Source organism: Spirulina subsalsa FACHB-351 (assembly GCF_026130165.1).
Classification (GTDB): domain Bacteria; phylum Cyanobacteriota; class Cyanobacteriia; order Cyanobacteriales; family Spirulinaceae; genus Spirulina_A; species Spirulina_A subsalsa_A.
On record NZ_JAIHOM010000120.1, the window covers coordinates 1 to 15,388 of the forward strand.

13 protein-coding genes and 3 pseudogenes are annotated in these 15,388 nt (G+C 47.2%); 7 read left to right on the forward strand and 9 right to left on the reverse strand.

Going from position 1 to position 15,388, the window contains the following annotated elements; genetic code table 11:
- A pseudogene (locus tag K4A83_RS18510) lies at nt 1-108 on the reverse strand (IS4 family transposase); the annotation flags it as partial.
- A gap of 91 nt (nt 109-199) precedes the next feature.
- On the opposite strand from K4A83_RS18510, the pseudogene K4A83_RS23530 reads away from it, so the two are divergent.
- Nucleotides 200-511, forward strand: a pseudogene (locus K4A83_RS23530) (type II toxin-antitoxin system VapC family toxin); the annotation flags it as partial.
- A gap of 178 nt (nt 512-689) precedes the next feature.
- Here K4A83_RS23530 and K4A83_RS18515 read toward each other — a convergent pair.
- The 3 genes from K4A83_RS18515 to cas1 (K4A83_RS18525) all read right to left on the reverse strand — a co-directional run bounded on the left by K4A83_RS18515 (nt 690) and on the right by cas1 (K4A83_RS18525) (nt 2,492).
- The gene (locus K4A83_RS18515; protein ID WP_265266150.1) at nt 690-950 is read right to left on the reverse strand and encodes a hypothetical protein; all 261 of its coding nucleotides are present in this window, start codon (nt 948-950) and stop codon (nt 690-692) included.
- Nucleotides 951-1,278: 328 nt separating this feature from the next.
- Nucleotides 1,279-1,560 (reverse strand): CRISPR-associated endonuclease Cas2, encoded by a 282-nt coding sequence (cas2, locus tag K4A83_RS18520; protein WP_265266151.1) that lies wholly within the window; start codon nt 1,558-1,560, stop codon nt 1,279-1,281.
- Nucleotides 1,557-2,492: a CRISPR-associated endonuclease Cas1 gene (cas1, locus tag K4A83_RS18525; RefSeq protein WP_265266152.1), complete on the reverse strand. Its 936-nt coding sequence runs from the start codon at nt 2,490-2,492 to the stop codon at nt 1,557-1,559. The genes cas2 and cas1 (K4A83_RS18525) overlap by 4 nt, the downstream gene beginning before the upstream one ends.
- Nucleotides 2,493-2,657: 165 nt before the next feature.
- On the opposite strand from cas1 (K4A83_RS18525), the gene cas1 (K4A83_RS18530) reads away from it, so the two are divergent.
- Nucleotides 2,658-4,646 carry a CRISPR-associated endonuclease Cas1 gene (cas1, locus tag K4A83_RS18530; protein ID WP_265266153.1) on the forward strand — a complete coding sequence of 663 codons (1,989 nt, stop codon included), beginning with the start codon at nt 2,658-2,660 and terminating at the stop codon, nt 4,644-4,646.
- Nucleotides 4,647-5,288: 642 nt separating this feature from the next.
- Here cas1 (K4A83_RS18530) and K4A83_RS23535 read toward each other — a convergent pair.
- The 4 genes from K4A83_RS23535 to K4A83_RS18545 form a co-directional block, all read right to left on the reverse strand.
- Nucleotides 5,289-5,501, reverse strand: a complete 213-nt coding sequence (locus tag K4A83_RS23535) for a type II toxin-antitoxin system HicA family toxin (RefSeq protein ID WP_407810131.1) — start codon at nt 5,499-5,501, stop codon at nt 5,289-5,291.
- A 26-nt stretch (nt 5,502-5,527) separates the two neighbouring features.
- On the reverse strand, nt 5,528-5,764 hold the full coding sequence (locus K4A83_RS18535) for an SWIM zinc finger family protein (RefSeq protein ID WP_265266154.1): 237 nt from the start codon (nt 5,762-5,764) through the stop codon (nt 5,528-5,530).
- A 164-nt stretch (nt 5,765-5,928) separates the two neighbouring features.
- Nucleotides 5,929-7,353 (reverse strand): AAA family ATPase, encoded by a 1,425-nt coding sequence (locus K4A83_RS18540; RefSeq protein ID WP_265266155.1) that lies wholly within the window; start codon nt 7,351-7,353, stop codon nt 5,929-5,931.
- 87 nt (nt 7,354-7,440) lie between these two features.
- On the reverse strand, nt 7,441-8,904 hold the full coding sequence (locus tag K4A83_RS18545) for a tetratricopeptide repeat protein (protein WP_265266156.1): 1,464 nt from the start codon (nt 8,902-8,904) through the stop codon (nt 7,441-7,443).
- 221 nt (nt 8,905-9,125) lie between these two features.
- Between K4A83_RS18545 and K4A83_RS18550 the strand changes: the two genes are divergently transcribed.
- The 4 genes from K4A83_RS18550 to K4A83_RS18565 all read left to right on the forward strand — a co-directional run bounded on the left by K4A83_RS18550 (nt 9,126) and on the right by K4A83_RS18565 (nt 14,128).
- Complete coding sequence (locus K4A83_RS18550; protein ID WP_265266157.1) at nt 9,126-9,491, forward strand: response regulator transcription factor; 366 nt, start codon at nt 9,126-9,128, stop codon at nt 9,489-9,491.
- A 28-nt stretch (nt 9,492-9,519) separates the two neighbouring features.
- Nucleotides 9,520-10,050 carry a chemotaxis protein CheW gene (locus K4A83_RS18555; protein ID WP_265266158.1) on the forward strand — a complete coding sequence of 177 codons (531 nt, stop codon included), beginning with the start codon at nt 9,520-9,522 and terminating at the stop codon, nt 10,048-10,050.
- 257 nt (nt 10,051-10,307) lie between these two features.
- The gene (locus K4A83_RS18560; RefSeq protein WP_265266160.1) at nt 10,308-13,337 is read left to right on the forward strand and encodes a methyl-accepting chemotaxis protein; all 3,030 of its coding nucleotides are present in this window, start codon (nt 10,308-10,310) and stop codon (nt 13,335-13,337) included.
- On the forward strand, nt 13,337-14,128 hold the full coding sequence (locus K4A83_RS18565; RefSeq protein ID WP_265266161.1) for an MlaE family lipid ABC transporter permease subunit: 792 nt from the start codon (nt 13,337-13,339) through the stop codon (nt 14,126-14,128). The genes K4A83_RS18560 and K4A83_RS18565 overlap by 1 nt, the downstream gene beginning before the upstream one ends.
- A gap of 154 nt (nt 14,129-14,282) precedes the next feature.
- Here the strand turns inward: K4A83_RS18565 and K4A83_RS18570 are convergent, their stop codons facing one another.
- Entirely contained in the window at nt 14,283-15,149 is an 867-nt protein-coding gene (locus K4A83_RS18570) for a DMT family transporter (RefSeq protein ID WP_265266162.1), read from the reverse strand.
- A gap of 109 nt (nt 15,150-15,258) precedes the next feature.
- Here K4A83_RS18570 and K4A83_RS23540 point away from each other — a divergent pair.
- Nucleotides 15,259-15,388 (forward strand): annotated as a pseudogene (locus tag K4A83_RS23540) (RNA-guided endonuclease InsQ/TnpB family protein); the annotation flags it as partial.

The following is a 15,388-nucleotide window of genomic DNA, read 5'->3' on the forward strand; positions in this document are numbered from 1 at the left end:
AAATTCAAGCCAAATGGAAACGAATTTAAAGGTATCCAAAACGGGATAGTCATCTTGAGGTAAATGACCGAGGCATTTTTTGACAATTTGAGGGAAGTTGGATAGAATCAAATTATTGATTTTTTTTTAAAAACAAGCTCCTATTTTACCGAAGTAGGAGCTTTTTGTCAATTTTTTTTCTAACATTCAACACTTCTGGATTCATACTTATCAATTCAGTGGATTAGGGGTCAGTATTTTTTCAGCTTGGGAAGTTACAAAATTAGTAACCAAAAGGAGAATTACCTTAAGCATCCCAATAGATAAGTGGTTGAACGTAGCATTTAGTTATCCGGGGGTTCAATTATTACCTCTCACGATTCCCATTGTCCTACAATCCAACCAACTAACCGGGTTTCATAATGACCCAGCAGACCAAATCATTGTAGCAACAGCCAAGGTTTATGGCTGTCCACTCTTAACAGCCGATGGTAAAATCCTTAAATATTCTGGCTGCGATACACTCAAGTAATATAATCCTTCAAGATTCCTAGGTTGGGTGAAATGAAATGTAACCCAACATTTTCCAATTTACTGTTAGGTTGCGCTTCCCGTGCCGAACCGACATCTGAAAACTAAAACCCCAGCTTGTGGTTAAACTAGGGTTTTACAGTGCCGCCAGAGCGAACACCGCACTAATGTTTATTTTTTTACTTTTCGTCTTGTTTATTCCCTTTTTTCAGTTCCTCCCGAATGGATTGAACCGTCATTTCATTAGCCGCTTCCATGAACAGCCATGCTACGGAAGTTACAGCAATGCCAACCGCTTGATGAGTGGGACTCAGAGCGATAACACCACAGAACGTGATGGTGAATCCTTTCACGCAAATCGCTTTTAAGCAACTTCTGAACAGGCAAGGTTGGGGCGCAGGATGAGGAAATTGCCGACGAGGGGAATTGAATTGTGTCATGATTCACTCCTTGGTGATTGCTACTCCAAAGCCAACCAGGACACTTGGAAAAATACCGGCCCACAGGAGTCATCTTTATTCAATTCTTACTTTTAATCTAACAAAAATTTGGAGGCTTGGCAACAGTTTAGGAGATGGTTGAACAATAATGGTTCGGTAGGGGCGTATCGCATACACCCAAAGGAGTAGAATACGTCAGATTCTCAAACTCAGATTCTCAAACTTTGAACCGAAACCTAGATTTTTCAGACTGACCCACCAACTCCCACAACATGAATGCTCCCCCACCTCGTAGAACGCAGGTGGGAGAGTGCATCGCTATTTTTGTTCAAACAATCAACACATCATCATCAATGGCAAAATCCGGTTGAACACCCAAAATCGCCACCTTAGCACGACAATGTTCCGACAAAGGATAAAAGCGCAACTGGTCCCGCTCCAAGTCAATTAAGCCCTCCAATTGTCCTTTGAGTTTTTGGTATTGATTGCTATTGAGAACCGCTTCAAACACCGACTTCTGAACCCGTAAACCATAAGCTTCCAGCAGATTAGAAACCTTAGTCCGGCGGCGGTCTTCTACAATATCATAACAGATGAGATAAACCATCATTGCACCAGCAAAAAAGGTCGATAAGCCGTTCCTTCAGTCAAAGCCGTCACATACTCCCGCACCTGCCAAGCGAAACAGTCCCGCAGAGTCATCACCCCACCGTAGGGATGGGTGTATGGGGTTTGCAAAAACTCTTCCCATGCGGTGAGAGAACAATGAGGATGAAGGAGACGGCTATTCTGTCCTACCCACTGGTCCAAGAGGGGACGGAATTGTTCCATTAAGTCACAGGGGAGGGGTAAATGATTCTGACAGTCCGGGTGCAGCGTTCCCACATGGGGACTACAACCCGCTTGCCGCAAGAGCGCGTAGAGTTCTTGACTCAGGAGAGCAGCCGCCAAGCTGTATCCCTCGTCTAATTTGAGGTTAAATGCTCCCCATTGGCAAAAAAGAAACTGCCAACTGGTGCGATAAAGGGGAGTGATAGACTGCGCCCAAACCTTGACCGCAGAAAGATGGGAGAGGGTAGGTAAAGTATCTAAACTTTCCTTGAGTTGAGTAATCGCCCGGTAGAGAACATCGCTGGTATAGCGACGATACCAGTGTGATAAAAGGGTGATTCCATTTTGCCAACGTCCCCACAGGAGCGATTGAGCCAATTGCAGACCAAAATCAGGCTGATGTAAGGATTGGTATTGTTGAGCCAAATAGACAGCTTTTTCAGGGGGTTCAAGACGGGAAATCATTTTTCCATGGTCGGCCAAGAAAATCAAGGGAATCTCATAGCGTTGGGCTGTGGGAACGACCAATTTCGAGAAATCACAACCCGTGAAAGCCACAATTTGTTGAATGTTGGCAATGGGGACGCGGGTTAAAATTTGGTCTTGTTGCACAATGGCAAAGTCCCGTCCATCTGTGGTTAAGAAACTACCGGGTTGGGTTAAATAAAGAGTTTGGTTTTCCATCAACTGTAATGAATTCGATAGTTTCATTACAGTCTGGGAACACTTGAGTTCAAATCTGACTGTACCTGAGTTGTTGACTAAGTTAGAGATTTTGAACTCAGAGATGAACTCAGTTATCGATAGTCCAGAATCCTAGCAAGTGGGTTTCTCACAGAAATCTGGTTTCTAGTTTTTGATGCGAGGTTTATTCTCATGTCCCATCCTCCTCCATTTTCCTTGTCTCGTCTTTATGCAGCCTGGGAGTTGGTGCGTCGGCGTTCCCAAAGTGCAGGGATTGATGGCATTACCCCAGAATTATTTGCAGGTGTTGTCACCGAGTCCTTACCCCGTCTACAACAACACCTAAGCCAAGAACAATACTATCCTCAACCGGCCTTGGGGTTTCATTTACCCAAAAAAAGTGGCGGGACTCGTTTAATTAGTATTCCCACCGTATTAGACCGCATTGTACAGCGTTTTCTTTTGCAGGGGATTTATCCAGCCCTCGAAGAAGTGTTTACGGATTGTTCCCATGCTTACCGTCCGGGGTTAGGGGTACAAACAGCTATTACTCAAGCCGCAGAGGTTTATACCGCCCTTCCCACTTGGGTGATTAAGGGGGATATTGCCCAGTTTTTTGACCATCTTTGTTGGGCATTACTCCTCGCCGAGTTGGAAAAACTAGCCATTTCTCCCCCTTGGGTGGATTTAATTGCCGCCCAAGTGAAAGCCGATGTGGTGGTGAGAGGGTATGGCATCCCTCGAAATCAGGGGGTTTTACAGGGCAGTATTCTCTCTGGAGCCTTGGCCAATTTGTATTTGAGTGAGTTTGACCGTCGCTGTTTGGCAACCGGGATGGTGTTGATTCGCTATGGGGATGATTTCGTGGTGTTGACAGGGGGGTTATTGGAAGCGACTCGGTTTTTGAGTTGGTTGGAGGAGTGGATTCAAGATTTTCGCCTCCGTCTTCATCCTGAAAAAACCCGCATTATTGCCCCCCATGAAGAATTCACCTTTTTAGGGCATCAGTTTAAGGCCGGGGAAATCATCCCTCCGGTGCGGAAGAAGCCTCAACCCAAAGCGCAGTCGAAAAGGACTGCAACTCCTCCTAAACGTCCTTTAGCTTGTCCGGTGGTGCGAGGAAAGGGAACCAAGAAAAACAGTTTTTTAGACCATTGGCAGGAAAATATGACTACGCTGTATGTGACCGAACAACAGGCTTATGTGAAGGTGAAGCACCAACAATTTCAGGTGTTGCTGAACCAAGATTTGGTGATTGCGGTTCCGGTGAATCGGGTCAGTCATTTGGTTTTGTTTGGCTGCTGCAATGTGTCTCATGGGGCGATTAGTTTGGCGTTGCAGCGACGGATTCCCATTTTGTTTTTGTCCTACCAAGGGCGGTATTTTGGGCGGTTACAGACCGATGGGGTGGCACAGGTGAAGTATTTACAGCGTCAGGTGGAATGTTCCCTGAATCCAGATTTTGCACTGCGACAAGCGAAGGCGATTGTGGCGGGGAAGTTACATAATTGTCGGATTTTATTATTACGGTTGAACCGTCGCAGTCATCATCAAACCAAAGAGGCAACTGAGGCTATTCAACAGTTAGGGGAGTGGTTGCAGCGTGTGCCGGAGGCAGAGAGTTTGGAGGTGTTGTTAGGGTTTGAGGGTCAAGGGACTCGGGTTTATTTTCAGGGGTTGGGGAGTTTGATGCGGAAACCGTTTGTTTTTGAGAAACGGACACGACGACCGCCAACAAACCCAGTGAATAGTTTGTTGAGTTTGGGGTATACGTTGGTGCATCAGAATCTCTATTCTTTGGTGCAGGGGGTGGGGTTGCATCCCCATTTTGGCAATCTCCATGTTCCCCGTGAGAATCACCCAGCGTTGGTGAGTGATTTGATGGAGGAGTTTCGTGCGCCGTTGGTGGATTCGTTGGTGATGTTTTTGGTGAATTCTAAGGTGTTTAAGTTGGAGGATTTTACTCCGCCGGATGCGCGGGGTGGGGTCTATTTGTATCCCGATAAGTTGAAGGTGTTTCTCAAACATTGGCAAGAACGATTACAGTTGGAAGTAAAACATCCTCAAACGGGGTATAAGGTGAGTAATTTTCGCTGTTTGGAGTTGCAAGTGTGGGAGTATATTGCTTGTTTGATGGGGGAACAGGAGGTGTATCGTCCAATGTTATTGAGTAACAAATAGAAAGGGTTTCCGGGGGGGTTGGGAAATGGCTGAAATCCCCATTCTTTTGTTGACCCCCTCGGATCTCTTGTCCTGTCTAGGTTGTAGCAATTTCTAGGGAATACTTATTAAGAATTAATCTCAATAAAATTGAGGTTTGCTTAGGGCCCCCGGATCTGGGGTGTTATAATCCTTTTACCGAAAGGGTTTCAGTTTGATGCCCTTTACACTTCCTCTGAAGTGAAATTTATGGAAACGAGAGTCCCCAGATTAAAATTGCGACGTTTCGCAACTTTACACTTCCTCTGAAGTGAAATTTATGGAAACATATTCGTGGGAGTGTCAGGAATTTGGGCAATACCTTTACACTTCCTCTGAAGTGAAATTTATGGAAACTCTAGACCTTTCGTAACCAGCTCTAGAATCTTACTAATGCTTTACACTTCCTCTGAAGTGAACGGAACGGAGTACATAGTCAACTGCCCCACCCACAAGGGAATGGGGTTTTCCCGGCAATCTTTATAAAAAATAAATCGGCAATTTTAATTGTTGCTTTTGCCTGGATGGGATCTGCTGAATATCCACCTAAGCACTGTTAATATGGCTTTCAGCCGTTTTAAGAGTAAGAAACTGCAAGGTTTTTCAACAAGCCTTGGATCAAGGCTACTTAATTATGTTATCAATTTCTTCATCTGTAAAACCAAACTGTCTAAAAATCCTTAAAATATAAGAAGGAGACATTTCTTTTGCCCCCATATCAATAGGAACAATCCGTTTTATTTTTTCCAAAACTCGAATATATAGACAATGATCTCCTTTTCCGTAACTGTTCAGCCAAAGGAGGCCGTACCTGAAATGACTCTCCCTGATGGAAATAGAGCAATAACAAAGCCACCCGATGCTTACAGAGTCCCCCCCCAATGGTAAGGACAAGTACAAGCACTCCTAACTTCTGTGCTTAATACCACCCGCACCCGATAGACTTGGGACCCGATACAATCGCCATACAATACATTTCCCTGAAGGGTTGGATTCGGAATGACTCCGTTTTGGAAATACATTTGTCCCCGTTGAGAACTGGTTGTTGTGGCTAAACGACGAATTTGGGTTTCAGAGAGAGGAAGGGGACGGGAGTTCATTGCGTTGGTTAGGAAGATTAAGGAAGCGGTTTGTTGTGGCAATGTAATATAGCGTTTCCATTTGAGTTTTGTAATCCACAAGAGAAAGCCAAAGGAACAGGGAACAGTATACAAGGATTACAAGGAGCTTGAAGTATTAGGAGAAAGGTGTTATTCAGCAGACCCTAAAGTAATTGCCTGATTAACTGTTGATAATGTTCCAACGCCAAACTGCGAATCAGTGGATGCTGTCCCAACATCCTTTTATTATTATGATTCACCGATTCTTCTAACAAAAACCGTTGGGCTAATTCCCCTAATGCTTGTTCCTGTCGTTCTGAAGAACAAGCCTTTTTCTCGACAGCTTGGACTAAATTCACTAACTGCATTAACCATCCCTCCACTTGTACCGGAATGCGATATACAGCCGCCGCACAAAGCAACCAATAGGCATCGGGGACTTGTTGGGCTAAACGGTTAAAAACGACCTGTAATCGCTGTTTATTGACCTCTAAGCGCACTTTCCGAGTCAGTTTGTGGAGTTTCCATTGGTCTTCTGCACCGATTGCTTGACGGGCATCTTGTTCGGCGGCAGCGAGGGCGGTTTCTACTTCTTGAATTTTCTCTTCCACTTCCTGCCAGTAGGCCAAGACATTCCCTCGGAAAGATTCCCAAATTTCTCCGACAATGACCCGTAACACGAGGGGATGTCCTTGATAGACTTGACCTAAACGTTGGAGAATATTAAATTCTGGGGTTTTTTGGTCAAAGTCTAATCCGGTGGCAACCCATAAATCCCGTTGTTCGGCGGCGGTGAGTCCCCCTAAGAGCAAGGATTCCCAAACGGCTTGATAACGTTGTTGGACTAATGGTTCTGGTAATTCTTGTGAGGTGATTATCAGGCGACTGGGAGTAGGAGTAAGGGCGAGAAATCCTTGAAAAAAGGTTGCCCAATAACCATCGGTGAACTGTCCCCCGTCTTCATCAGAAGTCAAGAGGGTTTCTAATGAGTCCAAAAGGAGTAGAACGCGATGGTTTTGAAGATACTGGAGTAGATGTTGGATTAAGCGTTCAGGTTGATGGTCTTCTGGTTTCAATGTTACCCCCCATCCTTGTAACCATTGCAGGGCAACTGTGGCAAAATCTGCACTAGGGAGTCCTTCTAAATTTACCCGTTGGAACTGTTCAAATTCTGAGAAACATTCTACAACTAACCGTTCGGCTAAGGCGGTTTTTCCAATTCCAGTTAGTCCTAAAATTAAGAGTAATCGTTTGGCGTTTCTTAAAGCGTGAGTCAATTGCTTAACGGTTTGCTCTCGACCAACCCAAGCCTCATCATAGGAGTAAAAGGTGAAGGGTGGATTTTTTTGAGTTTCTGTTGTTTCTGTTGGAGAAGGATGAATTAAGTCTGTGGCTTGTAGTCCTAGTGCGTCGCAGATAATTTCAAAGTTAGCTAAGTAAACGGGACGACTATTGATAAAGTTATTAACGGTTGATAGAGCAAGATTTACATGACCAGCTAAAGAGCCTTGGGTCAGAAATCCATTGCGGGTTAAAGAGTCGAGGACTTGGGGTTTATGATGGGGATGCAGGGTTAAAGAACGGGGCATGATTTTTAAGGATTAATATTTTTTTAAGGGAAGTTATTTGATGTAAAAATCAGACAAACTTGAACAAGTCGATTCAAGTATTAGGTTTTATGTTTTCTGACTCTCCTGTTGTAGTTGACGGTACAAGGGGATTAAATGACGGGCATGGCGTTGAGCTAATCGTAACCCCTGCTTCAGAAACCCTTGGGTTCGTTTTTTTTCTTTGAGGTGGTAACAGGTGGTGGCTAAGTTGAAGTAGGTCATGGCTAATTGTTGAGGAGATTCATAATTTAATTGCCATTTTAAGGCAGCTTCTAGGTGTTTTAAGGCTAAGGGATAGTTTTCTAAATTTAAGTAGGCATAACCTAGGTAGGCGTGAGCAATGGCGGCATTTTCTTCATCTTCTAAAAGAGTGGCTAGGGTTAAACATTGTTCTTCCCAAAATAAGGCGGTTTCTAATTGGTCTAGGGCATCTTCTGCATAGGCTAACCCTCGCATGGCTTGGAGAAGACTCCTTTGGTCTTGGAGGGTTGTGGCGATTTCAAGACCTTGTTTAAAGTGGCTTTGGGCTTGTTCAAAACAGTTGAGTTGATAGTAGGCTCTCCCGAGTCCTTGTAAGGCGGCACTGATGAGGGCAGGTTCTCCTAATTCTTGAGCGAGTTCTAGGCTTTTTTGCTGCCAGTCTAGGGCGGTTTCGGGTTGGTCTAGGGCTTCATAGACCAGACCTAAACTGTGGAGGGTGTCACAGAGATGTTCTCGGTTGTTGTATTGTTCGGCGAGGGCTAAACTTTTTTGGTGTAGGGATAAGGCGGCGGTTGGGTTGCCGATTTGAGTTTGAATGTCGCCCAGAAGGTGGAGGGCTTTCATCGTAATGAGGGGTTGGTTGAGGGTTTCGCCTCCCCTGAGACAATCTTGAGCATAGTGTTGAGCACGGTTGTAGTCTTGACGATGGTAGGCGATTCTGGCGAGACTGCCGGAAATAATGGCTTTACCGCTTTGGGTTTTGGGGTTGGGGTCTTGATTATTGAGTAGGGTTAAGGCAGCTTGATAGGCTTGTTCGGCTGAGTTCCAGTCTCCTTGACCTCTGTAGGCGTTGCCGAGTCCGGTATAGGCTATCCATTGTCCTTGAATGTCTTGGAGGGTTTGGGCAAGGGTGAGATGGGCTTGATGGGCTTCTTGGGCTTGCTGATACTGTCCTTGGGCATCGTAGTAGTTGCCTAAACCATTCCAGCAAACGGTATCACAGGCGGGGTTGAGTCGATGGAGGAGGGTGTTGTAGAGGTGCTTTTGTTCTTCCCAATAGCCCCAAAGCCCGAGTTGATAATGGAGTTCTTCGTTGAGTTGGGGGTTGGGAAGGGTGGTAAGAATAATGGCGGCGCGTCGCCAGTCTTGGGCTTGGCTGAGGTGATAGAAGGATTCGAGATAGGGTTTGACTTGTTCTAGGGGGGTGGCGTTGGGGGGTGGGTCATCTTGACAGGTGAGGAAGTATTGGACGGCGGTGTATTGGCTAAGGTGGGTTAGGGGAAGGTGAGTGAGGTCTATTTCTAGTTGGGCAAAAAGACTTTGGTTCATAAAACCTCCAGTTGGAAACTTTGCATCTTTAGTCTTATCTATTCCATCTCAGAAGCGGGTCGAGACTGGGCGTAAAATGAGAGATACTGGTGTTGGTCTTCAGTTAACCCTCGATCAAGCTGACCCAAAGTTTGTTTAAGCCTTGGGGTTAGGCGGACAGGGTTGCCCTGAAGTCAATCCGACATCGAGCAATCGATCATAGGTCATAGTAGGTAGGATGTATGAGTAAAGTTTTGGTGGTAGAAGATAGTCTCGCCCAACGGCAAATGATCTCAGATTTACTCAAAGGCAGTGGTTTAACTGTTGCAGTGGCCAGTAATGGTCTAGAAGCCATTGAACAAATGAAAGAATACTCCCCCGACATCGTGGTGTTAGATATTGTCATGCCTGAAATGAACGGCTATGAATTGTGTCGGCGCATCAAGTCCGACCCTAAAACTCAGCACGTTCCCGTTGTCATGTGTTCCTCGAAAGGGGAAGAATTTGATCGGTATTGGGGAATGCGTCAAGGGGCTGATGCTTATATTGCTAAACCCTTTCAGCCTATGGAATTAATCGGTACTGTTAAACAACTACTACGCGGCTAATCCTTCACAGTTAAACCCCACAACCATCATGATTGGCAATCCCCACTTTCTCACGGGTCAGGGCGATGATATTTCCCCAGATATTGAAAAACTCGAAACCCCCGAGGGGGAACTCCATCTAAGGTTTTTTCTCCCTTCGGGCATAGAATTAGCCCTACCTGCCACTGGGATTAAAGAAGTGATGAACCAGCCCCCAGACCGCATCACTCCTATTCCCAATGCTTCTCCCCTCTTGCTCGGCACCCTAAACCTACGGGGTCAGGTCATTTGGGTAGCTGACTTGGGGCAATTCCTCGGTGATCCTGTTGCTCTCAATACCCAGCGCGCTGAAATTCCGGTCATTGCGGTGGAAGATCAGGAAATTATTCTGGGTCTAGCCATTGACCAAATCGGCGAGATGGGCTGGCTGCCCAGTGACCAAATCCAAGCCCCCAACAATGTTCCAGATACCATGACATCCTTTATCTTAGGGGAATGGGTGACTAAGGGCGACCCGGAGCAATGTGTCCGATTGTTAGATCAGGTCAAAATTTTGCGTTCTGCTCGTTGGGCGACCTAACTCTAAGATTTTTCTGAAACTGGGCATAATGGGACTAACATGGTACACCTGAGAGGAAGAGGACGTGAAGGATTCAGAGAGAAAATATATGATTAATCCTAAAGGCCGAATTAATCTGAATGTCGTCAGAAGACCCGCGCCCTATGGAACGTTGGCGTTGGGTAGTTCACTTTAATTGAGATTTGATTGAGATTTCAGTTTAACCTTTTTAGATCACTTACCCACTCACCCATTACCGACGACGCTGGAGAAAGTTAATGGCACAAGGGACGGACTATTTACAAGATTACGCAGAAGCCGAACGCGCCTATTTACAGGGCAATTATGACCAAGCGGCCAGTATTATTGACCCCTTGGCAGATAATAGTGACGACCCGGCCGTTCATCTCTTGCGAGGTCATATTTACTGTTATGGTTTGCATCAGTATGAGATCGCCCAACAACAGTATCAGTTAGTCAAAGAACTGACGGAAGATCAGGACTATCTGGAGTATGCCGACAATGGGATTCAAGATGCCCAAGCGGGATTAGATGGGTTAAATAGTGGGGATTTAGGGGTTGAGGACTACGCTACACCCGTCGAAGGGGAAGATTATGGAGACAGTACCTATAGCGGTGGGGAAACCTATGATGATTTTGAAGAATTATCTGGCTCCGAGTACGAAAATTTCGACAATTTAGAGGATTTGGAGGAGTTCCCCGAGGCTGGGGCGTTAGATGATTATGAACTGTCTGGGGATTTGTCCGATGACGGTCTGGAGTTGGGGGAAGATTCCCTAGGGGGAGGGCAGTTTGAGCTAGAATCCTTTGAACCGGAGCCATTCGATGATGAGCCATTGGAGGACGATCCCTTAACGGGGGGAGAGGTGTCTTTTGCCAATCCTTTTGGGGAAGGAGAAGAGGATTTTGCGTCGGTTTTTAGTGAAGAATCTCTAGAGGATCCCTTTGCGGTGGAGGAGGAACAATGGCAGGATGCTGGTGCGACGGAATTAATGAGTTCTCCTTTTGCCTTGAATGACCCTGAAGATTATGGGGAGGATTTAGATGATATCAATGAAGATTCTACCTTTGTGATTCCGGGAGGTACTGAGTCTCAAGGCGATCCCTTTGGGGAAAGTTTGGAGGAGATCCCCCCGGATTGGCAAGAGGAAGGGGGCATGGATTTTGAGCTACCCTCGGAAGATTTAGAGGGACTGGAGGATTTTCAAGATGAGGACTTTGAAGAAACTCTGCTCATGGCTTCGGGAATTAATCTAGACCAGTTTAACTCGGAAGCGCTTGAAGACCCTGAGCCTCCCCCGGAGGATTTCTCGGAGGACTATGGGGAGGATTTCGCGGCTGAGGATGAGTCGTTGTATCAGGAGGATTTTAGTTTAGATTCGGGGATTAATGGCAATTCTAATGGCATGAGTAGTGGGGGCAATTTTGCCTTGGATGATTTTGACTCGACTTACAATGACGAGAGTTTTGATAGTTTTGATGATCCTTCGGCTTTGCTCAATGCTGATGATTTGGGGGAGGATTCGGGTTTTGGAGCGTTCCAAGGGAGGACGGGTGGAGAGCCATCCCAAGGCTTTTTGGAAGAATTTGATGTATTTAATGAGGATCTCGAAGACCTGCCGGATTTTGATCGGACTCAAGGGGGGAGCGATATTCCCCACTCGGGTTTAGGGTTTGATCCCTCTGGTACCCTCTCGGATGAGATGGATTTTGTGGGGGAAAGTAGTGGGATGCTGACAGCCCATGATGAGGCGATGTTTGGGGGTGCGGTGGCTGAGGATGCTACTCCGACTAATTTCACCCGGTCGGAACGGTCTTTGGATCCGGTGGTGGAAGTGGAACAGGGGCGGATGGCTTGGTTTGAGAATTTGCCTTTGTTAAAAAAACAATGGTGTACGGCGGTGGTTTCTGGGTCGGTTTCGGCGTTTGCGATCGCCTTAGTCTCCTTTGCCAGTTTTACCCAAGCGGATCCCGAGTCCAAAGAAGCCATCATCCCCTACATGAGAATCTGGAATACCTTAATGGCCTTAGTCGGAGGGGCCGCCAGTGCCGGGGCGGTGGTCTACCTCGGACGGGTGACAACGGAACAGATTCAGCGTTCCACGGAAAACCTCCAAGCCCAATTTGATGCAGTCTGTCAGGGGGATTTTAACGCCAAGGCCACGGTTTACTCCGAAGATGAATTTGGACAGTTAGCCAGTGGCTTTAATGAGATGGCGCGGGTCATTCTCACCACCACCAGTGAAGCCCAACGACGGGCTGAAGAAACAGAACAACAGAAAGAAGATTTACAACGGCAGGTGATTCGCCTCCTCGACGACGTGGAAGGGGCCGCCCGAGGGGACTTAACCGTGCGGGCGGAAGTGACGGCCGACGTACTCGGTGCCGTAGCCGATGCCTTTAACTTAACCATTCAAAACCTGCGGGAAATCGTCGTTCAGGTGAAAACGGCTGCCCGACAGGTGAATAAATTCTCCGGGGAAAATGAACAGTTTGCTCGGGGTCTACAAAGTGATGCCTTGCGTCAAGCGGAGGAATTAGCCGTCACGTTGAATTCTGTGCAGATGATGACCGACTCCATCCGCCGGGTAGCCGAAAACGCCCGAGAAGCCGAGGAAGTGGCTCGCACGGCGGCCGCTGTAGCGGTGAAAGGGGGCGACGCGGTAGAACATACGGTAGGTGGGATTCTGCAAATTCGGGAAACGGTGGCAGAAACCACCCGGAAGGTGAAACGTTTGGCGGAATCGTCCCAAGAAATTTCTAAAATTGTGGCGGTGATTTCCACCATTGCCTCCCGGACAAACTTGTTGGCTTTGAATGCTTCCATTGAGGCCGCCCGGGCAGGGGAAGCAGGACGAGGCTTTGCCATTGTGGCGGACGAGGTGCGACAGTTGGCGGATCGGTCGGCGAAGGCGTTAAAAGAAATTGAACAAATCGTGTTGCAGATTCAAAGTGAAACGAATTTGGTCATGCAGGCGATGGAAGAAGGGACGCAACAGGTGATTGATGGGACGAAGCGGGCCGAACAGGCCAAGCGATCTCTAGAGGATATTATTCAAGTATCGAACCGGATTGATGCCCTGGTGCGCTCGATTACGGCGGATACGGTGGAACAAACGGAAAGCACCTTGGCGGTGGCGCAGGTGATGCAGTCGGTGGAATTAACCGCCCAAGAAACCTCCCAAGAGGCGCAAAAGGTGGCTTCTTCTCTGCAAAACTTGGTGAGTATTGCCCGAGATTTGCTGTCTTCGGTGGAACGGTTCCGGGTAGACTCGACGGAGGAATAATGGCGGCTTCTTCCTCTAATTTTGGGCTTCAGATGTGGTTTAAGCGCTTGCTATCGGCTTGTTTACTGGCGGGACAGGTGTTTCTCCATTTGCTGCAACTGCGCTTACACCGTCGCAATACGTTGGAACAGATGGCGAGTGTGGGGCCGGCTTCTTTGACGATTGCTTTAGTGACGGCGGGTTTTGTGGGCATGGTGTTCACGATTCAGGTGGCGCGGGAGTTTCTGTTTTTCGGGGCGGGGAGTGCGGTGGGAGGGGTGTTGGCTTTGGCCTTGGCGCGAGAATTAGCTCCGGTGTTAACGGCGGTGGTGTTGGCGGGTCGAGTGGGGTCGGCGTTTGCGGCGGAAATCGGCACGATGAAGGTGACGGAACAGATTGATGCGTTGTATATGTTGAAGACGGATCCGATTGATTATTTGGTGATCCCGCGTTTGGTGGCTTGTTGTACGATGTTGCCGATTTTAACGTTGCTGTCGTTGTTAATTGGACTGTGGGGGGGGTTAATGGTGGCGACGTTGATTTATGACATTCCGCGTAATATTTTTTTGGAGTCGATTCAGAATTTCCTCGGGCCTTGGGATTTAGTGAGTGCTATGGTCAAGGCGTTGGTGTTTGGGGGTTTGGTGGCGGTGATTGGCTGTAGTTGGGGGTTAACGACGACGGGGGGCGCGAAGGGGGTGGGACAGTCTACGACGACGGCGGTGGTGACGGCGTTGTTGGCGATTTTTGTGAGTAATTTTTTCTTGTCTTGGTTGATGTTTCAGGGGATGGGGAATGCCATTGTGGGCTGAGGGGGAGCGGGGGAGAGGATTCCCGATTGGGCGCCCAAGCGCAACTACGAACCCGGATTGGGCGCCCAAGCGCAACTACGAACCCGACTCCCGATTCCCCAAGTTTTTCAGCAAGCCTTAGGTTAGAAAAAACCGTCAAAAAATCTCTGAAAAGCTAACCCAAATTAGTCCAAGACACTCCTAACAGAACTAAAATACCCCCAGCAATTAATAGGGGAGTCACTGTTTCTCCCAGTAAAGAAACGCCTAAAAAAATCGCCGAAACTGGGACTAAATTAATAAAAATAGCGGCTCGGGTTGGTCCAATGGTGCGGATTCCTTCGTAATACCAATTAAAGCCAATAGCTGACCCAAAAAGCCCTAAATAAATTAAACTCAACCAATGATTGAGATTCAAATCGGGCAAGATTTCCCACAGTCCCGTATCGAGAGCGAGGGGCAAGAGGGCAACTGTCCCAATAAAACAAGCGTAAGTTGTCGCCACGAGGGGGGATAAATCCTGCATCACCCACTTCCCCACAATGCTATATATACACCAACTAATTACACAACCGAATAACCATAAATCCCCCGTGCTGATGCCCTCCCGGAAGAGGTGGAGGGGGTTTCCTTGAGCGATGATGAAGGCAGCACCAGAAAAGGATAGAAGAATGCCGAAGATTTGCAGGGAACTGAGACGATAACGTAAGAAGATGGCTGAAGCGAGAGCAACGGCAATGGGATTGAGGGCAATAATCAATGAGGCACGACTAGCGGGGGTAGTTTGCAGACCCCAAAAAAAGAAGGTATTGTAGGCAAAAACTCCTGATAACCCCAAAACTACTAGCCCAATCACTTGGGACCACCGAACCCGGGGCAGTTTCTGTTCCACATGATAGGTGAGGAGAACGAGGCAAAAACTCGCGAGGGCGAAGCGACAGAAGGCGGCAGAAAAGGGATGCAGTGCCTGAACTACAATGCGTCCGGCAATAAATGTCCCGCCCCAGATAATCGCAGTGGCAACCAGTTTAAAGTAAATCATAGGAATGGTGTAAACGGAGTGGTTGTGATCAACCTTGCTCTATTTTCCCTAGTTTTGCGCCTGTTTCCGTGTAATGTAATATTATCCCGGTGGAATGGGCGGTTTAAAGATGAATTATGCTTCTTTTTGCCAATTTGTAACAACGTTGAGTAAAGATACTCCGTTTGTCAGTAACCTTAACTCTATGGCTCGTCAAGCTAGTGCCGAAAGAGCTTGGTTTGCCATTTCACGTTTCTATG